This is a genomic window from Parapusillimonas granuli, from assembly GCF_013416525.1.
GTDB lineage: Bacteria > Pseudomonadota > Gammaproteobacteria > Burkholderiales > Burkholderiaceae_B > Parapusillimonas > Parapusillimonas granuli.
Genome location: NZ_JACCEM010000008.1, coordinates 195,230 through 221,222, shown reverse-complemented (window position 1 = coordinate 221,222; position 25,993 = coordinate 195,230). Strand labels below are relative to the sequence as shown.

The following is a 25,993-nucleotide window of genomic DNA, read 5'->3' as shown; positions in this document are numbered from 1 at the left end:
CACGCCAGCCATGAAATGCCCGTTCTGCAATTGCCCCGATACGCAAGTCATCGACTCCCGGGTTTCCGAAGAGGGCGACACCATCAGGCGCCGCCGGCGCTGCGCGGCCTGTGAACGCAGGTTCACCACCTACGAAAGAGCGGAACTGGTCATGCCGGCGGTGGTCAAGCGCAACGGCACGCGCGTGGAGTTCGACCCGTCCAAGCTGCGCGGCAGCATGAAGCTGGCCTTGCGCAAGCGGCCCGTGAGCACCGAAGACCTGGACGCGGCGGTCGCGCGCATCGAAGAAAGCCTGCTGGTCAGCGGCAAGCGCGAGGTGAATTCCGGATACATCGGCGAGCTCGTCATGAACGAACTCCGCAAGCTGGACCAGGTGGCCTACGTGCGCTTCGCCTCCGTCTACAAAAGCTTCGAGAACATCGACGAATTCGTCAAGGCGATCGACGAAATCCAGGTCGCCCCCAGAACGTGAACATTCGAGCGGACACCGACGACGCGCAGTGGATGCGGCAGGCGATCCGGCTGGCGGAAAGCGTCATGTATCTCACCGCGCCCAACCCGCGCGTCGCCTGCCTGATCGTGCGCGATGGCCGCCTGCTGGCGTCGGGCGCGACGCAGCGGGCCGGCGGGCCCCACGCTGAAGTCATGGCCTTGCGCCAGGCCGCGGAGCGCGGCATCGATGTGCGGGGCTGCACGGTCTACGTCACCCTGGAACCCTGCAGCCATTTCGGGCGCACGCCGCCCTGCGTCGACGCCCTCATCGCGGCGCGGCCGGCACGCGTGGTCATCGCCATGCGCGACCCCAATCCGCTGGTCGGCGGCCAGGGCATTGCGCGCCTCCAGGCGGCGGGCATATCGGTCACGCTGCCTGTCTGTCCGGAAGAGGCGCTGGCCCTCAACCCCGGCTTCGCCGCGCGCATGAGCCGCAAGACGCCCTGGGCCTGGCTCAAGCTCGCGTCCTCGATCGACGGCCGCATCGCCCTGCCCAACGGGCAATCCAAATGGATCACCGGCGCCGCCGCGCGCGCCGACGGCCATCATTGGCGGGCGCGCAGTTGCGTGGTGCTGACCGGTTCGGGCACGCTGCAGGCCGACGACCCGCAAATGAACGTGCGCCACGTCGAAACCGAGAGGCCGCCCATCAAGGCGGTGGTCGACACGCGCTTCGAAGTCGACGAAGGCGCCAGGATCTTCGACGGCACGGAAACCTGGGTCTTCACCTGCCGCCCTGACCGTGAAAAGGCGGACCGGCTGGCGGACCGCAACGTGCGGGTGATTCAGCTGCCGCCGTCGGGAAAACGCGTGGACCTGCAAGCCATGATGCAATGGCTGGGGGAGCACGACGTCAATGAAGTGCACATCGAAGCGGGCGCGCGGCTGAGCGGCGCCTTGCTGGACGCCGGCTGCGTGGACGAGCTCCTCGTCTATGTCGCGCCCATGCTGCTGGGGGAAGGCATAGGCATGGTCAACATGGCAAGGCTGGACGACCTTTCCCAGGCCCAGCCGTTCGAGTTCATCGACACGCATCCGGTCGGGCCCGATCTGCGCCTGCGTGCGCGCCATGTCCAACACTGGAATACATTGCTGCAGGCAGTGGGAATCTGAAGGAAGTTTATGTTTACGGGAATTGTTGCCGCCGTGGGGCGGATCACCGACGTCAAGCCGCTGGGCGGCGACGAGGCGGGAGTGCGGGTCACCGTGCGGGTCGGCGCAGGCTTTCTGCGCGACACGAACAAGCTGGGCGACTCGATCGCCATCCAGGGCGCATGCATGACGGTGGTGGAATTGTCCGCCGATTCCTTCAGCATCGACGTCTCGCGCGAGAGCCTGCGGCGCACCGTCGGCCTGGACCAGAAAGGCGAGGTGAACCTGGAGCATGCCCTGCGCATGGGCGACTCGCTGGACGGCCATCTGGTGTCGGGCCATGTGGACGGCCTGGGCGAAGTCAGCCATTTCGGCCAGGTGGGCGAATCCTGGGATCTCAGGATCAGGGTTCCGCAGTCCATGGCGCGCTACATGGCGTACAAAGGGTCGGTCGCGGTCAACGGCGTGAGCCTGACCGTGAACCGGGTGGACGACGACGCGGCGGGCTGCGAAATCCACATCAACCTCATACCTCACACCGTCCAGGTCACGACCCTGAAGCACCTGAGCGCCGGCAGCCTGGTCAATCTCGAAGTGGACATGATCGCGCGCTACGTTGAACGGATGGCCGCCCTGGGGCGCTAGCAAGAATCCCTGATGGCATTGTGCCGCCGCCGTTGCTAAAGTAGGCGGCAAAAGGGGGTGAACATGCCAGAGCCGGAATACGACTACGTCATCGTCGGGGCGGGAACCGCGGGTTGCCTGCTCGCCAATCGGCTCAGCGCCGATCCCGCGCTGCGCGTGCTCCTGATCGAGGCCGGGGGCAAAGACAATTATCACTGGATACACATCCCGGTCGGCTACCTGTATTGCATCGGCAATGCGCGCACCGACTGGCTGTACAGCACCGAATCCGAGCCGGGACTGAACGGCCGGGTGCTGCGCTACCCGCGCGGCAAGACCCTGGGCGGCTGCTCCAGCATCAACGGCATGATCTACATGCGCGGCCAGGCGCGCGACTACGATCAGTGGGCCGCGTCCGTGGGCGATGACGCCTGGTCCTGGGACAACTGCCTGCGCGACTTCAAGGCGCACGAAAGCCATTACCGGCTGGATGCGCACCCGGGCAAGCACCCCGCCCAGCAACGGCCCGAACAAGAGCGCTTCGCCCGGTTCCATGGATCGGGCGGCGAATGGCGCATCGAAAAACAGCGCCTGCGCTGGGACATCCTCGACGCATTCGCGCAAGCGGCGCAACAGGCCGGCATACCCGCCACCGACGACTTCAATCAGGGCGACAACGAGGGCGTGGGCTATTTCGAGGTCAACCAGAAGAACGGCTGGCGCTGGAATACGGCCAAGGCCTTCCTCAGGCCGGCCTGCCGGTCGCGGCCCAACTTCACCTTGTGGACCGATTCCCAAACCGAGAGCCTGATGCTGGAACGCCGGCCGGACGGCGGGCTGCGATGCACCGGCGTCATGCTGCGCCGGGGCGGGGCGGCCGTGGCCGTGAAGGCCCGCAAGGAGGTCATCCTGAGCGCGGGCAGCATTGGTTCGCCCCAGTTGCTGCAGCTGTCGGGCATCGGCCCGGGCGAATTGCTGCAGCGGCATGGGATCGCGGTGCTGGCCGACAAGCCCGGCGTCGGGGCCAATTTGCAGGACCACCTGCAGATACGCAGCGTGTACAAAGTGCAGGGCGTGCACACCCTGAACGTGATGGCGGCCGGCCTGTGGGGCAAAGCGATGATAGGCCTGCAGTACGCCCTCAAGCGCAGCGGGCCCATGAGCATGGCGCCGTCCCAGTTGGGGGCCTTCACGCGCAGCGACCCGTCGCGGCCCCACCCCAACATCCAGTACCACGTGCAGCCGCTGAGCCTGGAAGCCTTCGGCGAGCCGCTGCACCGCTTCAATGCCTTCACCGCCAGCGTCTGCAATCTGAACCCGACCAGCCGCGGCAGCGTGCGCATCAAGAGCCCCCGTCCCGAGGACGCGCCCGCCATCGCGCCCAACTACCTGAGCACCGAGGAAGACCGCCGGGTCGCCGTCGATTCGCTGCGGATCACGCGCCGCATCGTCGCCCAGCCCGCGCTGGCGGCCTATCGGCCGCAAGAGCACAAGCCGGGCGTCCGGTTCCAGTCCGACGAAGAGCTCGCCCGCCTGGCGGGGGATATCGCCACCACCATCTTCCACCCGGTGGGAACGACGAAGATGGGCCGGGCGAACGATCCGGCGGCGGTGGTCGACGCCCGCCTGAGAGTGCACGGCGTGCAGGGCTTGCGGGTCGTGGACGCCGGCGTCATGCCCGCCATCACCAGCGGCAACACGAACAGCCCCACCCTCATGATCGCCGAAAAAGCCGCGCGCTGGATACTGGCCGGAGAATGACCCCGGCCGCTGCGCTGGCGGCGGCCGGGGTGTCAAGACCAGCGCCGTCGACGCCTGCATGCACAGGGCCGCCCAATTCTGATAGAATAGCGGACTTCGCTTTGCGCAATGGTAAATTGCCGCGCAAAGCCGACAGGACAGGTGGCCGAGTGGTTGAAGGCGCACGCCTGGAAAGCGTGTATACGTGAATAGCGTATCGGGGGTTCGAATCCCCCTCTGTCCGCCAATTTACCGTCCATGGGCTTCCATGGAAATCTACAGAACCCGCATAAACACTAGGTTTGTTCGGGTTTTTTTGTATCTGGACGTCCAGGCATGGGGCAGGGATGGCCGTAGGCGAGCTCGATGGCCTGCCGGAGAAAATCCGTATTCTGTTCCATCGGTTGATTCCTTGTGAAACTTCAGTGTCCGCCGGCAGCCAGCAGTGCGCTTTCGATCTCGCGGTAGCCTTGTGAGCGTGCATGCTGCAAGGGCGTAACGCCGTTGTGATCGGCAAAATTGGGATTGGCGCCCGCCTTGAGCAACAAGCCCACAATCTGTTGGTGGCGCTCGCCTCCGCTGCCCAAGATGATGGCTTCGAGCAATGCTGTCCAGCCCAGATCGTTGACATGATCGACCGCTACGCCGGCGTCGATCAGTGTTTGCACCGTCTCGACATGGCCGCGTTCGGCCGCCGGAATCAAGGCGGTGCCCCCGTAGCGATTTGTGCTCTGAAGATCGGCGCCATGTGCCAGGGTTGCCTTCAGGATTTCCAGGTGCCCCCGAGCCCCGGCATACAGATAGGCGCTGTCGTTGATCCGGTCTTTTGCGTTCACATCAGCGCCGGCCGCGATGAGCGCGCTGGCGGCATCGACGTTATTCGCTCTTGTCGCGACCAGCAGGGCGGTCGAGCTCGTTGCGTCACGCGCCTCTATGTCGACGCCTTCCGAAACAAGCCGCTCGATGGCCGGCACATCGTCATGCTCGGCCGCAACATGCAGCGGATACCGATTCATGGATTCTCCTGAAAAGGCCTGCATGCTTGCAAGCATCGATACTGCGTAGACGATCGCGGTCAGTGATTTGACCATATGACCTCCGTGTATGGCATGGTTTGAAAGCGAGGGCGAAACGCACGCGTGGTGCGACCCGATCCCGCTGGTTGCTTGTCCGCCGGGTGACGCCATCGGGAGACTATATTCGATCGTATAGAGCGGGAGCGCCGACGCTGGCATATCGCCTTTTCCGGCTGAGCAGCCTTCAAAGCCTTCCACGCAGATGGCCCTCGCCCTTGAAAACAGATGACTTACTGCGCGCCGATGGCCTTGAGGCCCGCAGCTGCGCAACCGGCGTCGATATCGCCCGAGGGTGCGCCACCAACGCCAATGCCAGCCACTAATGCCTGGTCGAATTTGATGGGCAGGCCACCCGCCTGAATGATCATGCGCGAGTCCATATCGCGCATGCCGTCATTGGCCGGCTTGCTGGCGATGAAATCAGCCAGTCCCGCGGTGTCGCGTCCCATGGCTGCCGAGGTGAAGGCTTTGCCCTCCGCGCTGCTCACCGTGTGCGGGCCGGAGTTATCGCCAGCGGCCCGGGAATCCGGCAGGGTTGATTTTTGTGACGCTTGAGGACGGGGCAGGCCGAGCGCTTCGACAGCCTCGACTTTCGAAGCATCCCCAGGTCCACCAAGAACCTGCAAAAGCACGGTTCTGTAGGGGTTAGCCCTAGTCCTGCGATCGCTTGTTTGTATCACCGGATACATCGTCTCCTGGCGAGCGATGCCAGACTACAGCCATTCCATAAACCGGGTGGCCGTCGGGGCAATCGTGCTTGCGGCCACCTATACCGGTGATCTTTCAGGAGCAATCGATGAGCAGATTCAAGACCCCTTTTGTTGGCCTCGCCTTGACTGGCCTAATCCTCGCGCAATCCGCGTTCGCCGATAACCGCCCCGAGCTGCGCCTTGGGATCGTCAACTCGGTCACCGGCGGCGCGTCCGCGATTGCCGCGGGCGCCGTGTCCACCATGGATTTGATGCAGAAAAAAATAGAGCAGGACAAGAGCTTGCCGTTCCGCGTGACCTTCATGAAATACGACGACGGCTCCGATCCCGCCCGCGCCGTCAATACCGTGCGCAAGCTGATCCAGGAGGACAAGGCGCACTTGGTGGTCTGCTGCACGACGACGCCGGCGTCGCTGGCCGTGAACACCGTCATCGAAGCGGAGAAGACGCCCAATCTGTCGCTGGCCGCCGCCGCGTCGGTCATCGAGCCCGCGCACGAGCACAAGTTCACGTTCAAGACGCCCCTGACCGACAGGCTGATGGTGAACTACACGATCGACTACATGGTCAAGCAGGGCTACAAGAAGGTGGCCTTCATGGGCCTGGAGGATTCCTACGGTGAAGGCGGCTGGGTGGAGTTCAGCCAGATCGCCAAGCGGAAGGGCCTGGAGATCATCGTGGCCGAGCGCTTTGCGCGTGGCGACACGAACTTTACGCCGCAGTCCTTGCGCGTGGCGCAGGCCAAGCCGGATGCGGTGTACTTCCACGCCATACCGCCGTCGTCCGCCTTGGCAACCGCTGCGCTGCGCCGCGTGGGGTACAAGGGGCCGGTCCTTCATGGAGCCGGTTCGCCGACGCCCGCTTTCCTGGCCGTAGGCAAGAACGCGGTGGAAGGCGCCATCGTGGGTACCGCGGCGCTGACGGTGCACAAGCAGCTGCCGGCCGATCACCCGCTGCGCCCGACGATAGAAAAATTCGTGCAGATGTACGAGGCCGAGTATGGCGAGGGCAAAACGGACCTGTTTGCCGCCCAGGCCTACGATACCGTGAACGTGGCCATGATGGCGTTCAAGAAAGTGGCGCAGGACGGAAAGATCGGAGACCTGGCGCAAACCCGTCTGGCCATACGCGACGCGGTCGAAGGCATCAAGGAATACCACGGCGCCAACGGCATTTTCTCTTACAGCCCCGAAGATCACTTGGGACTGGACAGCCGCAGCACCTTCCTGGTCCAGGTGAAAAACGGAAAATTCGAGTTGCTGGGTGACTGAGGATGGATCTGGACCTTCGCACTAGCCTGTTCCTTCTCGTGGACGGCCTGACCAACGGGGCCGTCTATTCCCTGGTCGGTCTGAGCCTCGTTCTGGTCTTTACGACGACGCGCGTCGTCAACATCGCCCAGGGCGAGTACGTGACCTTCGGCGCGCTCACGTTCGCCAGCTTTCTCGAAGGAACATTGGCGCCGTTGATCTACGTGGTTGCGGGCGGCGGCGCCGTCTGCATGGCGCTCGACGTGATGCAGTCGCTGCGCTTGCGGCGGAATCCCCTGCGTCCCGTGGTGGCCTATGGGGCGGCGGGATGCCTGCTCGCCCTGTTGACGTACGCGGCCTGGCAAACGCGGTGGACGGGGCTGCAGATGGCCGCGGCCCTGGCGCTGGTCGCGTCGGTCGGGCCTATCGTCTATCGCCTGACGGTGGAGCCCAAGCCGGGCAACTCCACGGTGGTGCTCGTCATCATCAGCGTGGGCGTTTCCATGATCATGCACCCGCTCGCGCTGCTGCTTTGGGGCGCCGATCCGCGCGCGGTGGCCCCCATCAGCGACGCCGGCTTCGAACTCGGGGGAATGGATATCGCCGCCCAGTCCCTGTTCATCATGGCCTTCTCGCTCGTCGCGGCCCTGGCTCTTTATCTGTTCTTCCACATGACCTTGACGGGCAAGGCATTGCGCGCCGCATCGCTCAACCGCGAGGGCGCGCAGTACTGCGGCATTCCCGTGATCATGGCCGGCCGCCTGAGCTTCTTTCTTGCCGCGGCGCTCTCCGGCGCCAGCGGGATGCTGCTTGCACCCCTGGTCACGGCGCACTATGAAATGGGTTTCGTCATCGGCCTGAAGGGCTTCGTCGGCGCCGCCACCGGCGGCCTGCTCGACTACCCCCTGACCGTTCTGGGCGTATTCATCGTGGGAACGCTGGAGTCGTTCGCTTCGTTCATGAGCAGCTCTTATCGCGATGCGATCGTGTTTGCGTTGGTCATACCCATCATGATGTGGCGCAATAGCCGCGCAGGCGCCGATCTCGACGAAGAACATTGAAAAGGCCGCGCTTCTCAGCTTTCCGGTAATGATTCAAATGAAACTAGAAAAATTCAGCTTTGCCGCCGTCGTCGCCGCGGTGGCCGCGTTGATCGTCGTGCTGCCGACGTATTATGTCGGCCTCCTGGCTCTCGCGGGCATCAATGCGCTGCTATGCATGGGGCTGGCCTTCTTGCTCGCGGCGGGCCAGCTGTCCCTGGGGCATGCGGCCTTCTTCGGCGTGGGCGCCTATGTCCCGGCCATTCTCGCGCGTGACCACGGCTTTGCGCCCCTGCTCGCCATGCTCTTGGGCGTCGTCGCCTGCATGGCCATGGCTTACGTGATCGGCCGGATCACCCTGCGCCTGAGGGGGCACTATCTGCCATTGGCGACGCTGGCCTGGGGCATCGTGATCTACGTCTGCTTCGTCGCGGCCATCGAGCTTACCGGCGGCGCGTCCGGTATGTCCGATATTCCGGCGCTCAGCATTTTCGGCCTCGACATGGGGACGCGGGAAATGTCCGCGCTGGTCTGGGTGGCCGTCGGGCTGGTGTTCGTCGCCCTCTGCCGCATTTATCGCGGGCGCCTGGGCCGCAGCGCGCGTGCGATCAAGGCCAGCCCCATGATGGCCGCGGCATTCGGGGTCGACGTGGCGGCCGTCAAGGTCAAGATTTTCGTGCTGTCGGCTGCGCTGGCGGCCTTGGCGGGCGGGCTCTACACCTATTACATGCGCTTCGTCAGCCCGAGCTCGTTTGCGATCGGCGAATCGTTCAACCTGCTGATCATGGTCGTGCTGGGCGGCTTCGTTCACCCCTTGGGGGCGATACTCGGCGTGCTCGCGTTCACCGCCATCAAGCTGGGCGCCGAGTATGTCTTCGCGAACCTGCTGGGCATTCCGGGCCAAATGGAAACCATGCTGTTCGGCGCCATTCTGATCATTGCCTTGCTGCGCTGGCCCAATGGCTTGCTCACCTGGTTCAAGCCGCAGTGGCTCAGCGCCGCCGACTACCGCGAACCGCCGGCGCCCGCTCCCTTCGTGCCGGGCGCCGGCGCGCCCAAGCGCGTTCTCCGGGCCGACGAGGTGGGCAAGAGATTCGGCGGGCTGCGAGCCTTGAACGGCGTGTCGATAGAGGTCCCATCCGCAAGAATCACCGGCTTGATAGGCCCGAACGGCGCAGGCAAGTCCACGCTGTTCAATGTCATGACCTCGGTGCTTCCCGCGACGGAAGGCCGCATCACCCTGGACGGCGAACCGTTGCCCAAGCGTTCTTGCGACGTCATCATGCGGGGCGTGGCCCGCACCTTCCAGCACGTGCAGCTGGTGCCCGGCCTGACCGTCCTGCAGAACGTCATGATAGGCGGGTATTCGCAGGGCCGCGCGGGGCTTTTCGCCGCCGCCCTGGGCCTGGACCACGAGGAGGAATCGGCCCTGGCCGCCCAGGCCCAGGCCGCGCTCGCCAAGGTCGGCTTGGCGGACGTCGCGCTGCGCTCCGTGGAGAGCCTGCCTTTGGGCAGCCAGCGCCTGGTGGAGGTGGCGCGGGCATTGATGGCGAATCCCGACGTATTGCTTCTGGACGAGCCGGCGGCGGGACTGCGCGGGCCCGAAAAGGAAACCCTGGCGGCGCTGATGCGCACGCTGAGGGACGAGCGCGGCATGGCCGTTCTCCTCGTCGAACACGACATGGACCTGGTGATGCGCTGCGTGGACTATCTCTTCGTACTGAACTATGGCGCTTTGCTTGCCGAAGGCAACCGGAACGAAGTTCAGAAAAATCCGGCGGTGATCGCCGCTTATCTTGGGGGCGATGCATGAATGCGCTTCAAGTAAAAGACCTGGTCGTGGCGTATGGGCAGGTCAACGCGATAGACGGCGTCAGCTTCGACGTGCCGCAAGGCAAGCTCGTGACGCTCATCGGGGCCAACGGCGCCGGGAAGACCACCTTGCTCAAGGCCTTGATCGGCGCGCTGCCGGCCAAGTCGGGCGCCGTCACCTTGAACGGCGAGGACATGGGCCGCGCGCCGGTGGAAGACAGAGTGCGGCGCGGCATGTTCCTGGTGCCCGAGAAGCGCTCGTTATTCGGATCCATGAAGGTCGAAGACAACCTGTTGCTGGGCGCCTATTCCAAAAGGCACGATACCGATTTCGCCCAGGAGCTGGAACGCATCTACAAGCTGTTTCCGGTGCTGAAGGAGCGGCGCAAGCAGCTGGCCGGCACGCTGTCCGGCGGCGAGCAGCAAATGGTCGCCATCGGGCGGGCCTTGATCGCCCGGCCGCGGATACTGCTGCTGGACGAGCCGTCCATCGGCCTCGCTCCCTTGATCGTCCAGCAGATCATGGACGTCATCGTCGATCTGCGCCGGACCGAGGGCTTGACCATCGTCCTGGTGGAGCAGAACGCCCGCATCGCCCTCAAGAATGCCGACCTCGGATACCTGATCGAACTGGGCCGCATCGTGAAGTCCGGCGAAGGGGCCCAGCTTGCCGAGGACCCGGAGCTGTTGCGCAGCTACCTGGGCGTTCAAGGCTAGATTTTCATATGCTTGCGCGCAGGCCCAAATCACGGAGTCAATCGATGTTGCATCAAGCCAGTTTTCAGAGTTTGCGTGAGCGCTATCGGCGCAAAGAGCTGTCGCCGGTCGACGTGGCGCGCTCGGCATTGGACCATGCCGAAAGGGTAAACCCCCGCTTGAACGCCTTTGCATTGATCGACCGGGATGCCGCGCTGGCGGCGGCGCGCGCCTCGGAGCAGCGATGGCATTGCGGCCGGCCCGCGGGCCCGCTGGACGGCATGCCCCTGGCCGTGAAGGAGTTCGCCGCCGTAAGGGGCTGGCCGACGCGCCGGGGTTCTCTCGTCAGCAGCCCGCAGCCGGCCGAGCAAAGCACGCCGTTCGTGCAGCGCCTGGAAGACGCGGGCGCCGTCCTGCTGGGAAAGACGCGGGCGCCCGAATTCAACTGGAAAGGCGTGACGGACAGCCCCGGCTTCGGCATCACGCGCAACCCCTGGGATCTTTCGCTGACGCCCGGCGGCAGCAGCGGCGGGTGTTCCGCCGCGGTTGCGGCCGGCATCGTGCGCGTGTCGCTGGGCAGCGACGCGGGCGGATCCATACGCATTCCAGCGGCGTTTACCGGCATGCTCGGGCTCAAGCCCACATTCGGGCGCGTGCCGGTGGCTCCGCTGCCTTCAGCCTTTTCCAATGTCGTGCATACCGGCCCCATCGCCTCCGACATCCACGACCTGAAAGAGGTCTATGGTGTAGTCTGCGGTCCGTCCGCTGCCGACTGGACGTCCAGCCTTCCGGTTCCCGCGGTGGCGGGCGATTCGACCCGGCCGCCGGCATCCCTGCGCATCGGCCTGCTCGCATCGAAACGGTGGGACGACAGCGTTCCCGCGGTGAAGAAAGGCATGGCGCGGATGCTGGCGGTGCTGGCGCAAGCGGGGCTGAGCCCGCGGGAGGTGGACTACGACGTGGCCGCTGCGTCGGCCGCCGCAGCGGGCTTTTATCGCGTCGGCTGCGCGGCCGCGGTGCGCAATGTGGATCCGTCGCTGCACGCGCAGCTGGATCCCGGCCTCCTGGCGTTTTCGCAAGACGCCGCGGCGATGACGCTGCCGGAGTATTTGCTGCTCTGCCAGCAGCGCGACATGCATGCCAATCAGCTTTGCGCTTTGTTCGACCAGGTGGACGTGCTGATGCTGCCGACGCTGCCCATCTGCGCGTTCGAGGCGGGGCGCAATACGCCGGCGGGATGGCCCGGCGATGACTGGATGACGTGGAATCCCTATACGCCGGCCTTCAACGCCGCCCAGGCGCCCGCGCTGTCTTTTCCGGTATGGCCCGACGGGCATGGCGGCCTGCCCGTGGGCGTGCAGTTCGTCGCGCCCAAATATTGCGAGGACCGCTTGCTGGCACTGGCCGGCTTGCTGCAGGCAGAGCTGCCGATACGCGTTGCAGACTTGGACTGACCGCCTTGCATGTATCCAACGATACAGACGGCAAGGTTCGCCGAGGTCAGAATGGACACCAATACAGACCCGCTCATGCGGAAATGAGGAGCAAGAAGATGGAATACAACGTGGGGAAACCCGACTTCAACATCCTGCGCTTAGGCCATATCGAGTATCTCGTCACGGACTTGGCGCGGGCCCGCGATTTTTACGTCGACGTGATCGGCCTGTTCGAAACGGAGCGCGACGACGATCACGTCTATCTGCGCGCCATCGAAGACCGCGAGCACCATAGTGTCGTGCTTACGCGGTCGGCGGCGCCGGGCGTGGGGCATTTCAGCTTCCGCGTTTCCTGCGAGGAGGACCTGGATCGCCTGGCCCGGAAGTTCAACGACCTGGGCTGCCCGATCCGGTGGCTTGCGCCCGGCGAGGAGCGCGGCCAGGGCCGTGCATTGCGCGTGCAGGATCCCCTGGGGTTCCAGGTGGAGTACTACGCATCGATGGACCAGGCGCCCTGGATGCTGCAGCAATACCACCTGCATCGCCATGGCTGCCCGACGCGGCTGGACCATCTCAATGTGCTGGTCCCCGACGCGCAGAAGGGGTTCGATTGGTATACCCGGGAACTGGGCTTCTATTGCTCGGAATACACGCAGTCCGCGCCGCCCGAAGACAAGGTCTACGGGGGTTGGCTGTATCGCAAGGCCACCATCCACGACATCGCCGTGATGACCGGCAAGGGTCCCACCGTGCACCATGCCGGTTTCTCCGTCCTGGAGCCCATGGGCATCATACGCGCCTGCGACGCCCTGGCCGCGGCCGGCTATGCCGACAACATCGAGCGCGGCCCGGCGCGCCATGGCATCTCGAACGCATTGTTCGTGTACGTGCGCGATCCGGATGGCAACCGCTTCGAGCTTTACACCGGGGACTACCTGACGGTGGACCGCGACCAGGTTCCCAAGCGCTGGGAGCTGGACGATCCCCGCCGCCAAAGCCTTTGGGGGTCGCCGCCTCCGCGCCGCTGGTTCGAAGAGTCGATGGCCGTCATGTCGCTCGAAACCGGCGAGCCGATGCCGACCGCCGCGCCGCTTTCCCGCGCCATACCCAATTACGTCGATTGAGACCTGTTTCAGGAGTTTCCCGCATGAAGCGTGAAGTCATCGTGCCGGCCACCGGCCTCTTGCCCCATCGCCCCTACTCGCCCGCCATTTTGGTGGACCGCTTGTTGTTTGTCTCCGGCCATACGGGGTCGGACCCCGTCACGCGCGAGTTTTCCAGCGACGCCAGGGAACAGACCCGCCTGGCTTTCGAGAACATCGAAGCCGTGCTCAAGGCGGCCGGCGCGTCGATGGCGGACGTGGTGAAGGCCACCGTGTTCATGACGGACATGGCGGCGGATTTTTCGGCCATGAACGAGGTCTTCAAATCGGTCTTTCCGGACAGCCCGCCCGCGCGCTCCACCGTGGGCGTGGCCCACTTGGCCCGGCCCGGCCTGAAAGTCGAGATCGAAGTGGTCGCAATGGTCGGGTCCGGCGGCTGACGGCCCGACATCCGGGCGGCGGCCGCCGCCCACGCAACGCTAGAGATAAAACCATGGATAAGCTTCTTGTCGGGATGGGCGACAGCCCGTCCCTGCCTTATGCGCCCGCGACGGTCTGGCAGGACCTGGTCTTCGTCTCGGGGCAGGTCGGTTTCCGGCCCGGCACCCGCGACTTTGCGCCGGACATCGGCGAACAGACCCGCCAGGCGCTGCGGAATGTATGCGCCTTATTGGCCGAGGCCGGTTCCGGGCCGGGCAAGGTCTTGAAGATGACGATATACATGACCGACATGACAGGCGAATTCGGCGCCATGAACGAAGTGTTCCGCGAGTTCTTCCCGCATGACCCGCCCAGCCGCACGACCGTCGGCATTTCACACCTGGGAAAGCCCGGGCTGAAGATAGAAATCGATGCGCTTGCCGTGCGCGCTTCCTGACCCACTGCGCCGCAATGTCTTTGCTTGTTACGCCGTTATACCGATAGCCCGAGAGATTCGTGATGATTCTGCACTTGATCAATGGCAAGACCGTTGAAAGCCCTGCTGTTATTGAAAACCTGAACCCCGCGACCGGCGAAGTGCTGGCGGAAGTTGCCATGGGCGGCGAGAAAGAGATCGGCCTCGCCGTCGAGGCGGCCAAGGCCGCCTTCCCGAAATGGGCGGGCCTGCCCGCCAAAGAGCGGGCGCGCATCATGCGCAATCTGGGCGATCTCATCGACCGCCACGTGCCCGAGCTGGCCGAGCTGGAAACCGACGACACGGGCCTGCCCATACACCAGACGCGGCATCAGCTGATTCCGCGCGCCAGCGAGAATTTCTATTTCTTTTCCGAGGTCGCGACGCGCCTGAACGGGCAGACTTTTCCGGTCGACAGGAGCATGCTCAATTACACCTTGCTCCAGCCGGTGGGGGTATGCGGGCTGATCTCGCCATGGAACGTGCCGCTGATGACGGCGACGTGGAAGGTCGCGCCCTGCCTGGCCCTGGGCAATACGGCCGTCCTGAAGATGTCGGAGCTGTCCCCCATGACGGCTGACCGGCTTGGCCGGCTGGCGCTGGAGGCCGGTGTCCCGGCCGGCGTGCTCAACATCGTGCACGGATACGGTTCGGAGGCGGGCGACGCCCTGGTGCGGCATCCGGACGTCAGGACCATCTCCTTCACCGGCGGCACCGTGACGGGGCGGCGCATCACCGAGCGCGCGGGCATCAAGCGTCTGTCGATGGAGCTGGGCGGGAAATCGCCGGTGCTGGTTTTCGACGACGCCGATATGGACCGCGCCCTGGATGCGGCGCTGTTCACCATTTTTTCCATCAACGGCGAACGCTGTACGGCCGGCTCCAGGATTTTCGTGCAGCGAACCATTTATGACCGTTTCGCCCAGGAGTTCGCCGCAAGGGCCGCGCGCCTGATCGTGGGCGATCCGCGCGATCCCGCCACCAACGTCGGCTCCATGATCACGCGCCAGCACTGGGAAAAAGTGACGGGCTACATCGAGATCGGCCGCCGCGAAGGCGCGACGGTCGCGGCGGGCGGGGGCGTGCCCGCCGGCTTGCCGGGGCGCGTGGCCAAGGGAAATTTCGTCCAGCCCACCGTCCTCACGAATGTGGATAACCGCATGCGGGTCGCCCAGGAAGAAATCTTCGGCCCGGTGGTGTGCCTGATTCCCTTCGACGACGAAGACGCCGGCCTGGCCTTGGCCAACGACAGCACATACGGTCTGGCTTCGTACATATGGACGCAGGACATAGGCAAAGCCCATCGCCTTGCCGCGGGCATCGAAGCGGGCATGGTGTTCGTGAACAGCCAGAACGTGCGTGATTTGCGCCAGCCTTTCGGCGGCATCAAGGACTCGGGCGTCGGGCGCGAAGGCGGGGACGCCAGCCTGGAGACATTCTGCGAGATCAAGAACATATGCGTGTCCATGGGCAGCCATCCCATCCCGCGCTGGGGCTGCGCCTGACGTCAGCGTTTCAAGGCTGGCGGGGCGGCTCGTCGGACAAGGGCCTCAGCAAGACGATCCGCTTGCCGCTGAAGTCCAGCACGCCGTTCCGTTTCAGCTTGTTCAGCACGCGCGTCACCGTGACGCGGGACAGGCCCGTCAGGTTGCCGATCTGCTCGTGGGTGAGGTCGACTGTGATGGCCCTGTCGGGTTCGGCCGGGTCCTGGTGCGTTTCCCGCAGCTGGTCCAGGAACTGGGTGATCCGCTCTTCCGGCGGATCGAAAATGGCCTGGCGTAGCCGCTCCACCATCTGCCGCTGCTTGATGCTGATCAGATAAAGCAGGGCCAGGGCCAGGGTGGGGTCATGGGAAACCAGTTCCCGCACCTGACTGACCCGAAAGCGCAGCAGCTGCGCATGCCCGATGGCTCTTGCCGACGATATGCGCGGCTGGTTCAAGAACGCCGCGGCTTCCCCGATGATGCTGCCGGGCCCCATGATGTTCAGGATGGATTCGTGGCCTTCTTCGCTCAGCATCGATACATGCATTTTGCCGGCCAGGACCACGTAGAACGAATCCGAGACCTGCCCCTGGTCGAACAGGCTCGCCCCGGCCGAGAGCTCGACCATGGCGCCCAGATGCGTCAGCGACTTCAAGTACGCCGATTCCTCGCCCTGTGGTAGCCATGTTTCGCTGGCGGCCAGCTTGTGCGGGCCTTTGGGAGGTGTTGCCACGGTTTTCTTCGCTTGGTGTCTAACCGCAGGATTATAAGGCCCGTCGCCCATGGGCCCGCGGACGGCGCCGCCCGGCCGGCCCGGTCAGTAAGGGCCGGTTCCGGTCGCCGCAGGGGCCTCGGTTTCCTTGAAGGACTGCGCCAGCGCTTCGGTGGCCCGCGCCAGCAGGGTGGCGTCCACGCCGACCGCCACGAAGGTGGCGCCCCATTGCAGATACTGCCGGGCCAGGTCCTTGTTCGCCTGCAGGATCCCCGCGGCCTTGCCCGAGCGCACGATGCGCGCGATGGCGGACTCGATGGCCTGCGCCACCTCCGGATGGCCCGGATTGCCCAGATGCCCCATGCTCGCCGACAGGTCGGCGGGGCCGATGAATACGCCGTCCACGCCTTCGACTTCCAGGATGCCGTCCAGCGCCGCCAGCCCTTGCGGGGTCTCGATCTGGACCAGGACGCACATTTCCTGGTTCGCGCGGATCAGGTAGTCGGGGATGCGGTTCCACCGCGAAGAGCGGGCGATCGCGCTGCCCACGCCCCGTATTCCCGCGGGCGGATAGCGCACGGCGGCGACCGCCGCGGCGGCTTCTTCCGCCGACTGCACCATGGGCACCAGCAGGTTCTGCGCGCCCGCGTCGAGGATTTGCTTGATTTGCACGGCGTCGTTCCATGCGGGACGGACGACCGGCGACACCGGATAGGGCGCCACCGCCTGCAGCTGGGCCAATGCGGATTGCAGGGTGTTCGGCGCATGCTCCATGTCGATCAGCAGCCAGTCGAACCCGGCGCCTGCGCAGATCTCCGCGCTATATCCGTTGGCCAGCCCGACCCACAGTCCGATCTGCGGCTGTTTCGCCGCCAGGGCGCGCTTGAAAGTGTTGGTGAGTAGATCCATGATGCATCACTTGAAGTGGCAATTGACCGAGCCCAGGGGGCCGTAATCGACGCAAAACGTATCGTTGGCCCGCGCCGCGACCGGTCGGGTGAACGAGCCGGACAGTATGGTTTCCCCTGCTTGCAGCGTTACGTTGTAGGCGGCCAGCTTATTGGCCAGCCAGACGACGCCGTTGGCGGGGTGGTTCAAGACTCCCGCCGCAACGCCGGTTTCTTCGACCACGGCGTTGCGCAGCATGATGGCGCCGACCCAGCGCAAGTCCAGTTCCTTCATGCTCATGGGGCGGCCGCCCAGGACGACGCCGGCATTGGCCGCGTTGTCGGAAATCGTGTCGTAGACCAGGCGCGGCCGCCTGGTTTCCGGATCGATCTGGTGCGACCTGGCGTCGATGATTTCCAGGGCGGGAATGACGTAGTCCACGGCATCGTAGACGTCGAAAAGCGTGATGCCGGGACCTTGCAATGGCTTGCCCAGGATGAACGCCAGTTCCACTTCCACGCGCGGCACGATGAACCGGTTCAGCGGGATTTCGGCGCCGTCCGCATAGAACATGTCGTCGAGCAGGGTCCCGTAATCGGGTTCGTCGATCTGCGACGATTGCTGCATCGCCCGCGATGTCAGGCCGATCTTGTGTCCTTTGACGACCCGGCCTTCCGCAAGCTTTATATCCAGCCAGCGTTGCTGTATGGCGTAGGCGTCATGGATGTCCATGCCGGGGTGGTCCAGGGAAACTTGGCGGATTTGCTTGCGGCCGCGCTCGGCCTCGTGCAGCTTCTCTGCAATGGCCTGTAGGGTGAGATCATCTAGCATGGATGGGAATCAGGGCAAAATAAGTAGATGGGTGGGCCGGTTCAGCGGGGCAGGGCGGCAATCGTATTGACCAGCCTGCCAACGCCCGCAATCTCGGTCACGACTTCGTCGCCGACCTGTACGTTGACCACGCCGTCGGGCGTGCCGGTAAGAATCACATCCCCGGGCGACAGCGTCATGAAGCCGCTGAAATATTCGATCAGCGCCGCAATATCGAAGACCATGTCGCGGGTATTGCCGCTTTGCGTCTGCACGCCGTTGACCGTCGTCCGCAGGTCGAGATTCATGGGGTCGGGTATGTCGTCGCGGTCCACCAGCCAGGGGCCGAGGGGGGTGCAGGTGTCCCGGCTCTTGACCCGGAGGTTGGGCCGGTACCAGTTTTCCAGATAGTCCCGCAGGGCGTAGTCGTTTGCGACCGTATAGCCGGCAACATGGTCATAGGCCTGTTCGCGCGGTATGTTGCGCCCCGTCTTTCCTATCACCACGGCCAATTCGCACTCGTAGTGCATGAAGGCGACGTCGTCCGGCCGGAAAGTGATGCCGCGATGGCCCACGAAAGTGTTGGCGGCTTTCAGGAAGCCGAGAGGCTCGGGCGGCGGCCGGAAGGCCAGTTCCTTTGCGTGGTCGGCATAGTTGATGGCCAGGGTGAACGTCGTGCGCGGTTCGACCGGCGGCAGCCATACGGCCTCGTGTTCTTCCAGCAGCGTGCCGTCCGATAGCTGAAGGCGTCCGTCTGCGGCCTGGGTGGCGTGGCAAACCGCGCCGTTATGGAGAATGCGAGCGTGTTTCATAATGAGCGTGCACCGGCTTGGAAGGAGGGCTTCATGGGAAGAGCAGCCGGTTCGTCAGCGTTCCGACTCCCGGGATGGCGATCTCGTACTGCTGGCCCGCGCGGGCGTGCGGGGACCTGGCGGGCACGCCGACCAATAACAGATCGCCGGCCTCCAGGGTCATGAAGGCGGTGACGTCTTCGATCAATGAGGCGACAGGGCGGATGAGATCGCCGGTATTGGCTTGCAGGACGGTTGTCCCGTCGATGCTTACGGTGATGTCCAGCCGGTCGGGGTCATGGACCCGGCCGGCCGGCGCGATGGCGGACATGGGGCAGAACCCGTCGCGGCATCGCTGCTTCAGGGCGGGGCGATAGTAGTTCGTATGCGGCACGGATAAATCCGCCACGACGCGGTAGCCGGACACATAGTCCATGGCGGACGCGCGCGCTACGCGGGTGGCGCGCCGGCCGATGACGACGCCCAGGCAGGCGCCGACTTCCACCTCGGCAACGTCCGAAGGCAGCGTGATGGCTTGCCCGTCGGCCGCATACGTGTTGGCGGGCTTGATATACAGCACCGGCGCCACCGGCGGCGCCTTGTACGGAGCTTCCGACATGGCTCCGGCCAACGCCTCGTATGCCTGGCGGTAATTCAGCAGGACGCCGACCACCGTGCGGGGCTGGATTCCATCCGGGAGCTCAAGCATCGTCGCTCCTTTGGCCGGCCCGCGCTTTCAGGTAGTCGCGATAATTGTTGAGCTTGTAGTTGAACTGCGGATGGGCTTCCTCGATCTGCAAGGAAATGCCCAGCGGCCGCTGGGCCATCAATGGGTCCAGGTAGTCGCCCAGCGCGCCGAACACCCGTTCCCCCAGGGCGGACTTTTCGGCGTCCGACCGGCCCGGGCCGATCTTGACGAGCACGTGCACGAATCCATTGTCAGGATGACCGTCGACGATGAGGTAGTTTTCCACCGGCACGGCCCGCGTGCGCGCGCCGGCGAACGGGAAAATGGAACCGTCGTCGATGACGGCGTCCTGCACCGTCTGCAATAGGCGCGGCACGTTCAAGGCGTCCGATAAATTGGCCGAATACTCGACCCAGATGTGCGGCATGGCGGCCTCCTCCGATATGGTTAGCAGTGTTAATGATATAGGAGAAGAACGGCCGCGGCAACCAGCACGATGGCAACTTATTCCGGATTTTTTGGCGCCAGTAAAGTCAGGGCGGTGTCGATGTCGCGATAGAGGTTGTCCAGGCGTTCTTTGCCCAGCTTTTGCTCCAATTCGCGGTATTGGATGTCTACTTGCGCGCGCAAGCGGGCGATCAAAAGCCGGCTTTTTTCGGTCAGGCCGATTTCCTGGCGCCTTTGGTCATATAGAGAACGCGACCTGGCGATGAGGCCCGCCTGCTCCATGCCGGCCAGCATGCGCGCCAGGCTGGGGCGCAGAATATGGCAACGGGTCGCGATTTGATTCGGCTCCATCGGCCCTTCCTCGCTGAGCGTGCGGAGCACCCGCCACTGTTGTTCGCTCACCCCGGCTTCTTGCAGAATGGGGCGGAAATACGACATTAAAACCTCCCGCGCATGCAGCAGCAGGTGGGGAAGGTTGCGGTGACGGGTGGGGGGGGCGTTCATAGGGGTATGGTACTAAAGTCGGGAGGCGGAATACAGGCAGGCGAATGGTACGATGACTGCGAACTATGGTTGTTGTTACAGGAGGCTGTCATGTCCACGACGGCAAAGCATGCCACAAAGAAAAAGGCATTGTCCGCCCAGGTCGCTGACGAGCTGCGTTCGCAGATACAAGGCGGCAGGTATGCGCCGGGCGATAAATTGCCCACGGAATCGACACTGGTGCAACAGTTCGGCCATAGCCGGACCGTCATCCGCGAGGCCGTTGCCGCGTTGAGGGCCGACGGCCTGCTGGAGTCGCGCCAAGGGGCGGGCGTGTTCGTGCTCGCTCCGCCGGAGCAGCCCGAACTGCTGATGCTGCTGACGCATGCCACCGACAAAATATCGGACATCATCGAGGAACTGGAACTGCGCATAGGGGTGGAAGTGGAAGCCGCCGGGCTGGCCGCGCAGCGCCGTTCTCCCGCCCAGGAAGCGGAAATCCAGGCCCAGCTCGATCGCTACGCGCAGCTCGCCAAAGAGAACCAACCCACCGACGAGGCGGATTTCTGCTTCCACATGGCGATCGCCGCGGCCACCAATAACGCAAGATTCAAGACTTTCCTCGAGCACATCGGCCGCCGCATGATTCCACGCGTCAGGTTTCGCGCCGTCACGGGCGGCATCGATCTGCCCAGCCGTGACGACACGATTCTCGCGGAACACGCCGCCATCGCCGCAGCCATCTCCGCGGGCGATGCCCACGGCGCCCGTGAAGCGATGCGCATGCACTTGCAGATCGGCCTGCAGCGCTATCGGGCAATGACGCGCGCCATCGCCGCCGCCGAGCGCCGCTAAAGTTCCTGCATTCCGGGTGTGCCTGACTGCGCGAATGAAACCGCGCGGACGATTGACTGATGCCTTTTTGAAAGTTATATTATGACTTACCAACAAGTGGTATTATAACTTCATGGGGTGGTTCTCAATGTCTCCGCAGGAACTCAAGGTACGCATTTCCGCCGGGCTGCTTTCATTTCCGGTAACGCATTTCAATGACGATCTCAGCCTCAATCTGGACAGCTATGGTTCGCACGTGAATTGGCTCTCGGGCTTTGACGCGGCGGCCCTGTTCGCTGCGGGAGGCACGGGCGAAATGTTTTCCCTCACCCCGCAAGAAATCGCCGACGTGACCCGCACGGCCAAAGAAGCGTCGGGCCCGGTGCCCATCATCGCGGGCTGCGGCTATGGGACGGCCCTGGCGAAGGATATCGCCCAGCGCGCCGGAGCCGCCGGGGCGGACGGCCTGCTCTTGCTGCCGCATTACCTGATGAACGTGCCTCAGGAAGGCATTTATCAGCATGTCAAGGCGGTTTGCGATTCGACCGGGCTGGGCGTGATCCTGTACAACCGCGCGAACTCCGTGGCCACGGCCGACACGATCGGGCGCCTGGCCGACGCCTGTCCCAATCTGATCGGCTTCAAGGACGGCACAGGCAAGACGGACCTCGTGCGCCACATCACCGCCAAGCTCGGGGATCGCCTTTGCTACATCGGCGGCATGCCCACCCACGAGCTCTATGCCCAGGGCTTCAACGGCATCGGCTTGACGACATACTCGTCCGCCGTGTTCAACTTCATGCCGGAAATGGCGTTGCGGTTCTATAAAGCCTTGCGCGCGAACGATGAGGCCGCCATGGCGCGGATACTGGACCGTTTCTTCTTCCCGTTCGTCGAGATCCGCGATCGGCAGCCGGGCTATGCCGTGTCGATCATCAAGGCGGGCGTCGAACTGATCGGCCGCACGCCCGGCCCCGTCCGTCCGCCCCTCACCAATCTCGACGCGGAAGAAAAAGAAATGCTCCGTGCCCTCATGGACAGCGCCGGCGGCTAAGGTTCCAATGCTGAAGCCCTGGCGGGGCATGCTTCCCGTCAGCTTGATTTTTTGGCGTCCGGCCGCCCTTCGGCGGCCGGTGCGCAGTCGGCATATGGCTTAGGTTTTATGCTGAGGATGTTCCTTCCGGCGATACGATCTACACTAACGGTATCTCATCGATATCTCATATTCGTAAATCCAGGAGGAACTCCGCCCCATGAATGCAGCACACCCGAAACTCAGCTTGGAATCAGAAGCCCCCGCGTGGGTGCGCCATGCGCGGCTCAAGGAGTGGGTCGCGGAAATCGCCGCGCTGACCCAGCCCGACCGCATCGAATGGTGCGATGGTTCGCAAGCCGAGTACGACAGGCTATGTGAGGCCATGGTGCGCGCCGGCACGCTGCGCAAGCTGAATCCGGCCAAGCGCCCGAACTCTTATCTGGCATGGTCCGATCCGGGCGACGTGGCGCGCGTCGAAGACCGCACTTTCATCTGCTCCGAAAAGGAAGAGGACGCGGGCCCTACGAACAACTGGGCCGCTCCGGCGCAGATGCGCGCCACCCTGAACGGCTTGTTCGAAGGCTGTATGCGCGGCCGCACGCTGTACGTCATTCCGTTCTCCATGGGGCCGCTGGGCTCGCCCATTGCGCACATCGGCGTGGAGCTCAGCGATTCACCCTACGTGGTCGTCAATATGCGCATCATGACGCGCATGGGCCGAAAGGTCTACGACGTATTGGGGGAAGACGGCGATTTCGTGCCCTGCGTGCATTCGGTGGGCAAGCCGCTGCAGCCGGGCGAGGCCGACGTGCCCTGGCCTTGTAACGACACCAAGTACATCGTTCATTTCCCGGAAACTAGGGAAATATGGTCGTTTGGTTCGGGCTATGGCGGCAACGCCCTGCTGGGCAAGAAATGCTTTGCGCTGCGGATCGCCTCCAGCATGGGGCGCGATGAAGGCTGGCTGGCGGAGCACATGCTCATTCTGGGCGTCACCACGCCGGAAGGCAAGAAGATGCACGTCGCCGCCGCTTTCCCGTCGGCGTGCGGGAAAACCAATTTCGCGATGATGATTCCGCCCGCGTCGCTGCCCGGCTGGAAAATCACCACCATCGGGGACGACATCGCATGGATCAAGCCGGGCGCCGACGGCAGGCTGCGCGCCATCAACCCCGAAGCGGGCTATTTCGGCGTCGCCCCCGGCACCAACGAAAAGACGAACTACAACTGCATGGCGTCGCTGCGCCAGAACGTGCTGTTCACCAACGTGGCGCTGACGGACGACGGCGACGTATGGTGGGAAGGCATGGGCCCCGCGCCCGCGCATTGTCTGGATTGGCAAGGGCGCGACTGGACGCCCGACTGCGGCCGCAAGGCGGCCCATCCCAACGCGCGGTTCACGGTCTCGGCCGAGCAGAACCCGGCCATCGATCCGGACTGGGACAACCCCGAGGGCGTGGTCATAGACGCCTTCATCGTGGGCGGCCGGCGTGCGGACACCGTGCCGCTGGTCACCGAGGCCCGCAACTGGGTGGAAGGCGTCTACATGGCGGCCACGATGGGTTCGCAAACCACGGCCGCCGCGGCCGGCGCGCAAGGCGTGGTGCGGCGCGACCCCTTCGCCATGCTGCCGTTCTGCGGCTACAACATGAGCGACTACTTCGCGCACTGGCTGGCGCTGGGCGAAAAGCTGCAGGACGCCGGCGCGACGCTGCCGCGCTTCTTTGCGGTCAACTGGTTCCAGACCGACGGAAACGGCCGCTTCATCTGGCCGGGTTTCGGCGAGAACATGCGGGTGCTGAAGTGGATGCTGGAGCGCATCGAGGGCGTCGGCCAAGGCCGCGACACCTTGTTCGGCACGACGCCGCGCTATGAAGACATCAGCTGGAACGGCCTGGAATTCAACGAGGCCGACTTCGAGCGCATCACGGCGGTCGACGACGAGGCCTGGAAACAGGAACTCGCCTCCCATGCGGAGCTGTTCGAAAAGCTGCGCCACGGTCTTCCGGCGCAGTTGCGCGAGCACTGCCGGCGCCTGATGGAAAGCCTGGGCTGAGGCTGCCGCGGCACTCGTTCAACACAGGGGAACCCGATGACGACGCTATCCGCCGCACTGGGCCAGGCCATTCTGGATCGCGCGGCCGGCCTTGCCAGGCATTCCGACATGGAAGACGGCCTCACTTGCGCCTACTTGACCCCGGCGCATCGGGCCACGCAGGCGCAGCTGGCGCAATGGATGGAAGAAGCCGGCATGCGCGTCCGCATCGACGCCATCGGCAACGTGGTCGGCAGATACGAGGCCGATCCCGCCGTTGCCGAACCGCGCGTCCTGCTGACGGGTTCCCATTTCGATACCGTGCGCAACGGCGGGCGCTACGACGGCCGGCTGGGCATACTGCTGCCCATCGCGGTGGCCGGCGCCCTGCATGCCTCGGGGCGGCGCCTGCCCTATCATCTCGACGTCGCCGCCTTCGCGGAAGAAGAGGGCCTGCGCTTCAAGACCAGCTTCCTCGGCAGCAGCGTCTTGGCCGGGCGCTTCGACCCCGCGCTGCTCGAACGCCGCGATGCCGACGGCATCACCCTGCGCCAGGCCCTGGCCGACAGCGGTTTGCCGGGCGGCGGCGACCCCGAGGCCTTGCGCGCGGCGGCGATCGATCCCCAGTCCCTGCTCGGCTACATCGAAGTCCATATCGAGCAGGGGCCGGTGCTGTTGCACCAAGGCCTGCCTCTGGGCGTGGTGACGCAGATCGCCGGCAACAGCCGTTTTCTGGTGAACGTCGAGGGCCAGGCCGGCCATGCCGGCACGACGCCCATGAATCTGCGCAGGGACGCGGCCGCCGCGGCGGCCGAAATGGTGCTGCTGGTGGAGCGCCGCTGCCGACAGGCGCCCACTCTGGTGGGCACCGTGGGCCAGCTCCACGTGCCGAACGGATCGGGCAATGTGATCCCGGGCGCCTGCCAGTTCACGATGGACATACGCGCCGGCGAGGATCGCCTCCGTGATGCGGCCGTCGCCGACATCCTGGCGGGCATAGAAGAAATCGCCCAGCGGCGCGGCGTGAAGATCCAGCTGGACCGCGTGACGCCCGTCGCCAACACGCCTTGCGCGCGCCGGCTGATGGACCAGCTTGCGGCGGCGCTGAAGAAGCGCGGCCTGCCGGTCCACGAGCTGCCATCCGGCGCCGGGCATGACGCCATGATGATGCACCGGATCACCGACGTGGCCATGCTGTTCGTTCGCTGCGGCAACGGCGGCATCAGCCATAACCCGTTGGAAACCATCACCGCGGAAGACGCCCAGTTGGCGTGCGAGGTGTTTGCGGATTTCCTGAAGGATTTTTCCGCGTAGGTCTTTCACCGCGCCACCGCGGCGGGACGCCTTCAATCGGGACTGATGCCCAATTCCTTGATGGCGGCCGCCCAACGCCGCTGGTCCTGGCGCAGCTCGGCCTTGAATTGCCCGGCGCCGAGGCCTGGATACTCCAGCCCCATGCCGGCCATTTTCTCGGCGATTTCGGGCATTTTCATGATGCGGTCCAGCTCCGTCCAGATTTTTTCCCTGAGCGTCGGGTCCAGCCCTTGGGGGGCAAGCACGCCGTACCAGTTCGTCGCCTGGAAACCCTTTACCGTTTCGTTGGCGGCCGGAACGTCGGGCAGCAGCTTGCTGCGTTCGGGTCCCGTGACGGCGAGCAGCCGGACGGTCCCGGCTTCGACCTGCGGCAAATCAGTTCGGCCAGTGTCTGGAAGGGCTGCGGCGCGATGGGCGAGCTGAATTGGCGGGGCGGGCGGCCACGCCGGAACGCCGTAACATTGTCTTCGTAGTTCAAATGATTTATATTCTCCAAACATAGATC

At 64.5% G+C, this 25,993-nt stretch carries 27 protein-coding genes and 1 tRNA gene; 18 read left to right on the top strand and 10 right to left on the bottom strand.

Annotated elements, in window-relative coordinates; all coding sequences use genetic code 11:
- The first annotated feature begins 10 nt into the window (after positions 1-10).
- The 5 genes from nrdR (at position 11) to H0A72_RS16065 (ending at position 4,195) form a co-directional block, all read left to right on the top strand.
- On the top strand, positions 11-472 hold the full coding sequence (gene nrdR, locus H0A72_RS16085) for a transcriptional regulator NrdR (RefSeq protein WP_180157141.1): 462 nt from the start codon (positions 11-13) through the stop codon (positions 470-472).
- Complete coding sequence (gene ribD / locus H0A72_RS16080; protein WP_425502520.1) at positions 469-1,605, top strand: bifunctional diaminohydroxyphosphoribosylaminopyrimidine deaminase/5-amino-6-(5-phosphoribosylamino)uracil reductase RibD; 1,137 nt, start codon at positions 469-471, stop codon at positions 1,603-1,605. Before nrdR ends, ribD begins: the two co-directional genes overlap by 4 nt.
- Before the next feature lie 9 nt (positions 1,606-1,614).
- Positions 1,615-2,229, top strand: a complete 615-nt coding sequence (locus H0A72_RS16075) for a riboflavin synthase (protein ID WP_180157139.1) — start codon at positions 1,615-1,617, stop codon at positions 2,227-2,229.
- 63 nt (positions 2,230-2,292) lie between these two features.
- Positions 2,293-3,969: a GMC family oxidoreductase gene (locus tag H0A72_RS16070; RefSeq protein ID WP_180157138.1), complete on the top strand. Its 1,677-nt coding sequence runs from the start codon at positions 2,293-2,295 to the stop codon at positions 3,967-3,969.
- 135 nt (positions 3,970-4,104) lie between these two features.
- Positions 4,105-4,195 (top strand) — tRNA-Ser (locus H0A72_RS16065).
- 175 nt (positions 4,196-4,370) lie between these two features.
- On the opposite strand, the gene H0A72_RS16060 is transcribed toward H0A72_RS16065, so the two are convergent.
- On the bottom strand, positions 4,371-5,039 hold the full coding sequence (locus H0A72_RS16060) for an ankyrin repeat domain-containing protein (RefSeq protein ID WP_180157137.1): 669 nt from the start codon (positions 5,037-5,039) through the stop codon (positions 4,371-4,373).
- Positions 5,040-5,254: 215 nt separating this feature from the next.
- Positions 5,255-5,713 (bottom strand): GlcG/HbpS family heme-binding protein, encoded by a 459-nt coding sequence (locus tag H0A72_RS22235; RefSeq protein WP_246436965.1) that lies wholly within the window; start codon positions 5,711-5,713, stop codon positions 5,255-5,257.
- A gap of 107 nt (positions 5,714-5,820) precedes the next feature.
- Between H0A72_RS22235 and H0A72_RS16050 the strand changes: the two genes are divergently transcribed.
- From H0A72_RS16050 to hpaE, 9 genes are all read left to right on the top strand, one after another.
- Positions 5,821-7,005: an ABC transporter substrate-binding protein gene (locus H0A72_RS16050; RefSeq protein ID WP_180157136.1), complete on the top strand. Its 1,185-nt coding sequence runs from the start codon at positions 5,821-5,823 to the stop codon at positions 7,003-7,005.
- 2 nt (positions 7,006-7,007) lie between these two features.
- Positions 7,008-8,045 (top strand): branched-chain amino acid ABC transporter permease, encoded by a 1,038-nt coding sequence (locus tag H0A72_RS16045; protein WP_180157135.1) that lies wholly within the window; start codon positions 7,008-7,010, stop codon positions 8,043-8,045.
- Between the two features lie 37 nt (positions 8,046-8,082).
- Complete coding sequence (locus H0A72_RS16040; protein ID WP_180157134.1) at positions 8,083-9,837, top strand: branched-chain amino acid ABC transporter ATP-binding protein/permease; 1,755 nt, start codon at positions 8,083-8,085, stop codon at positions 9,835-9,837.
- Entirely contained in the window at positions 9,834-10,553 is a 720-nt protein-coding gene (locus H0A72_RS16035; protein ID WP_180157133.1) for an ABC transporter ATP-binding protein, read from the top strand. Before H0A72_RS16040 ends, H0A72_RS16035 begins: the two co-directional genes overlap by 4 nt.
- Before the next feature lie 44 nt (positions 10,554-10,597).
- Positions 10,598-11,986 (top strand): amidase family protein, encoded by a 1,389-nt coding sequence (locus H0A72_RS16030; protein WP_180157132.1) that lies wholly within the window; start codon positions 10,598-10,600, stop codon positions 11,984-11,986.
- Between the two features lie 98 nt (positions 11,987-12,084).
- Positions 12,085-13,092, top strand: coding sequence for a 3,4-dihydroxyphenylacetate 2,3-dioxygenase (gene hpaD / locus H0A72_RS16025; RefSeq protein ID WP_180157131.1), 1,008 nt, complete (start codon positions 12,085-12,087; stop codon positions 13,090-13,092).
- A gap of 23 nt (positions 13,093-13,115) precedes the next feature.
- On the top strand, positions 13,116-13,511 hold the full coding sequence (locus H0A72_RS16020; RefSeq protein ID WP_180157130.1) for a RidA family protein: 396 nt from the start codon (positions 13,116-13,118) through the stop codon (positions 13,509-13,511).
- A 53-nt stretch (positions 13,512-13,564) separates the two neighbouring features.
- On the top strand, positions 13,565-13,948 hold the full coding sequence (locus H0A72_RS16015) for a RidA family protein (protein ID WP_180157129.1): 384 nt from the start codon (positions 13,565-13,567) through the stop codon (positions 13,946-13,948).
- A 59-nt stretch (positions 13,949-14,007) separates the two neighbouring features.
- The gene (gene hpaE, locus H0A72_RS16010; RefSeq protein WP_343060193.1) at positions 14,008-15,471 is read left to right on the top strand and encodes a 5-carboxymethyl-2-hydroxymuconate semialdehyde dehydrogenase; all 1,464 of its coding nucleotides are present in this window, start codon (positions 14,008-14,010) and stop codon (positions 15,469-15,471) included.
- A 10-nt stretch (positions 15,472-15,481) separates the two neighbouring features.
- Here the strand turns inward: hpaE and H0A72_RS16005 are convergent, their stop codons facing one another.
- From H0A72_RS16005 to hpaR, 7 genes are all read right to left on the bottom strand, one after another.
- A complete protein-coding gene (locus tag H0A72_RS16005) occupies positions 15,482-16,183 on the bottom strand; it encodes a cyclic nucleotide-binding domain-containing protein (protein ID WP_180157127.1) in 702 nt (233 codons plus the stop codon).
- Positions 16,184-16,267: 84 nt separating this feature from the next.
- On the bottom strand, positions 16,268-17,071 hold the full coding sequence (hpaI, locus tag H0A72_RS16000; RefSeq protein ID WP_180157126.1) for a 4-hydroxy-2-oxoheptanedioate aldolase: 804 nt from the start codon (positions 17,069-17,071) through the stop codon (positions 16,268-16,270).
- A gap of 6 nt (positions 17,072-17,077) precedes the next feature.
- On the bottom strand, positions 17,078-17,881 hold the full coding sequence (gene hpaH, locus H0A72_RS15995) for a 2-oxo-hept-4-ene-1,7-dioate hydratase (RefSeq protein WP_180157125.1): 804 nt from the start codon (positions 17,879-17,881) through the stop codon (positions 17,078-17,080).
- Positions 17,882-17,922: 41 nt separating this feature from the next.
- Positions 17,923-18,672 carry a fumarylacetoacetate hydrolase family protein gene (locus H0A72_RS15990; RefSeq protein WP_180157124.1) on the bottom strand — a complete coding sequence of 250 codons (750 nt, stop codon included), beginning with the start codon at positions 18,670-18,672 and terminating at the stop codon, positions 17,923-17,925.
- Positions 18,673-18,703: 31 nt separating this feature from the next.
- Complete coding sequence (locus tag H0A72_RS15985; protein ID WP_180157119.1) at positions 18,704-19,360, bottom strand: fumarylacetoacetate hydrolase family protein; 657 nt, start codon at positions 19,358-19,360, stop codon at positions 18,704-18,706.
- On the bottom strand, positions 19,353-19,766 hold the full coding sequence (locus H0A72_RS15980; protein ID WP_180157110.1) for a 5-carboxymethyl-2-hydroxymuconate Delta-isomerase: 414 nt from the start codon (positions 19,764-19,766) through the stop codon (positions 19,353-19,355). Before H0A72_RS15980 ends, H0A72_RS15985 begins: the two co-directional genes overlap by 8 nt.
- Positions 19,767-19,843: 77 nt before the next feature.
- On the bottom strand, positions 19,844-20,290 hold the full coding sequence (hpaR, locus tag H0A72_RS15975; RefSeq protein ID WP_180157108.1) for a homoprotocatechuate degradation operon regulator HpaR: 447 nt from the start codon (positions 20,288-20,290) through the stop codon (positions 19,844-19,846).
- Positions 20,291-20,380: 90 nt separating this feature from the next.
- Here hpaR and H0A72_RS15970 point away from each other — a divergent pair, with 90 nt between their 5' ends.
- The 4 genes from H0A72_RS15970 to H0A72_RS15955 all read left to right on the top strand — a co-directional run bounded on the left by H0A72_RS15970 (position 20,381) and on the right by H0A72_RS15955 (position 25,488).
- On the top strand, positions 20,381-21,124 hold the full coding sequence (locus H0A72_RS15970) for a FadR/GntR family transcriptional regulator (RefSeq protein WP_180157107.1): 744 nt from the start codon (positions 20,381-20,383) through the stop codon (positions 21,122-21,124).
- A gap of 127 nt (positions 21,125-21,251) precedes the next feature.
- Positions 21,252-22,157, top strand: coding sequence for a 5-dehydro-4-deoxyglucarate dehydratase (gene kdgD / locus H0A72_RS15965; protein WP_180157106.1), 906 nt, complete (start codon positions 21,252-21,254; stop codon positions 22,155-22,157).
- A gap of 199 nt (positions 22,158-22,356) precedes the next feature.
- Positions 22,357-24,195 carry a phosphoenolpyruvate carboxykinase (GTP) gene (locus tag H0A72_RS15960; RefSeq protein ID WP_180157105.1) on the top strand — a complete coding sequence of 613 codons (1,839 nt, stop codon included), beginning with the start codon at positions 22,357-22,359 and terminating at the stop codon, positions 24,193-24,195.
- Positions 24,196-24,231: 36 nt separating this feature from the next.
- Complete coding sequence (locus H0A72_RS15955; RefSeq protein WP_180157104.1) at positions 24,232-25,488, top strand: Zn-dependent hydrolase; 1,257 nt, start codon at positions 24,232-24,234, stop codon at positions 25,486-25,488.
- Positions 25,489-25,520: 32 nt separating this feature from the next.
- Here the strand turns inward: H0A72_RS15955 and H0A72_RS15950 are convergent, their stop codons facing one another.
- Complete coding sequence (locus H0A72_RS15950; RefSeq protein ID WP_180157103.1) at positions 25,521-25,862, bottom strand: Bug family tripartite tricarboxylate transporter substrate binding protein; 342 nt, start codon at positions 25,860-25,862, stop codon at positions 25,521-25,523.
- Positions 25,863-25,993 lie beyond the last annotated feature (131 nt).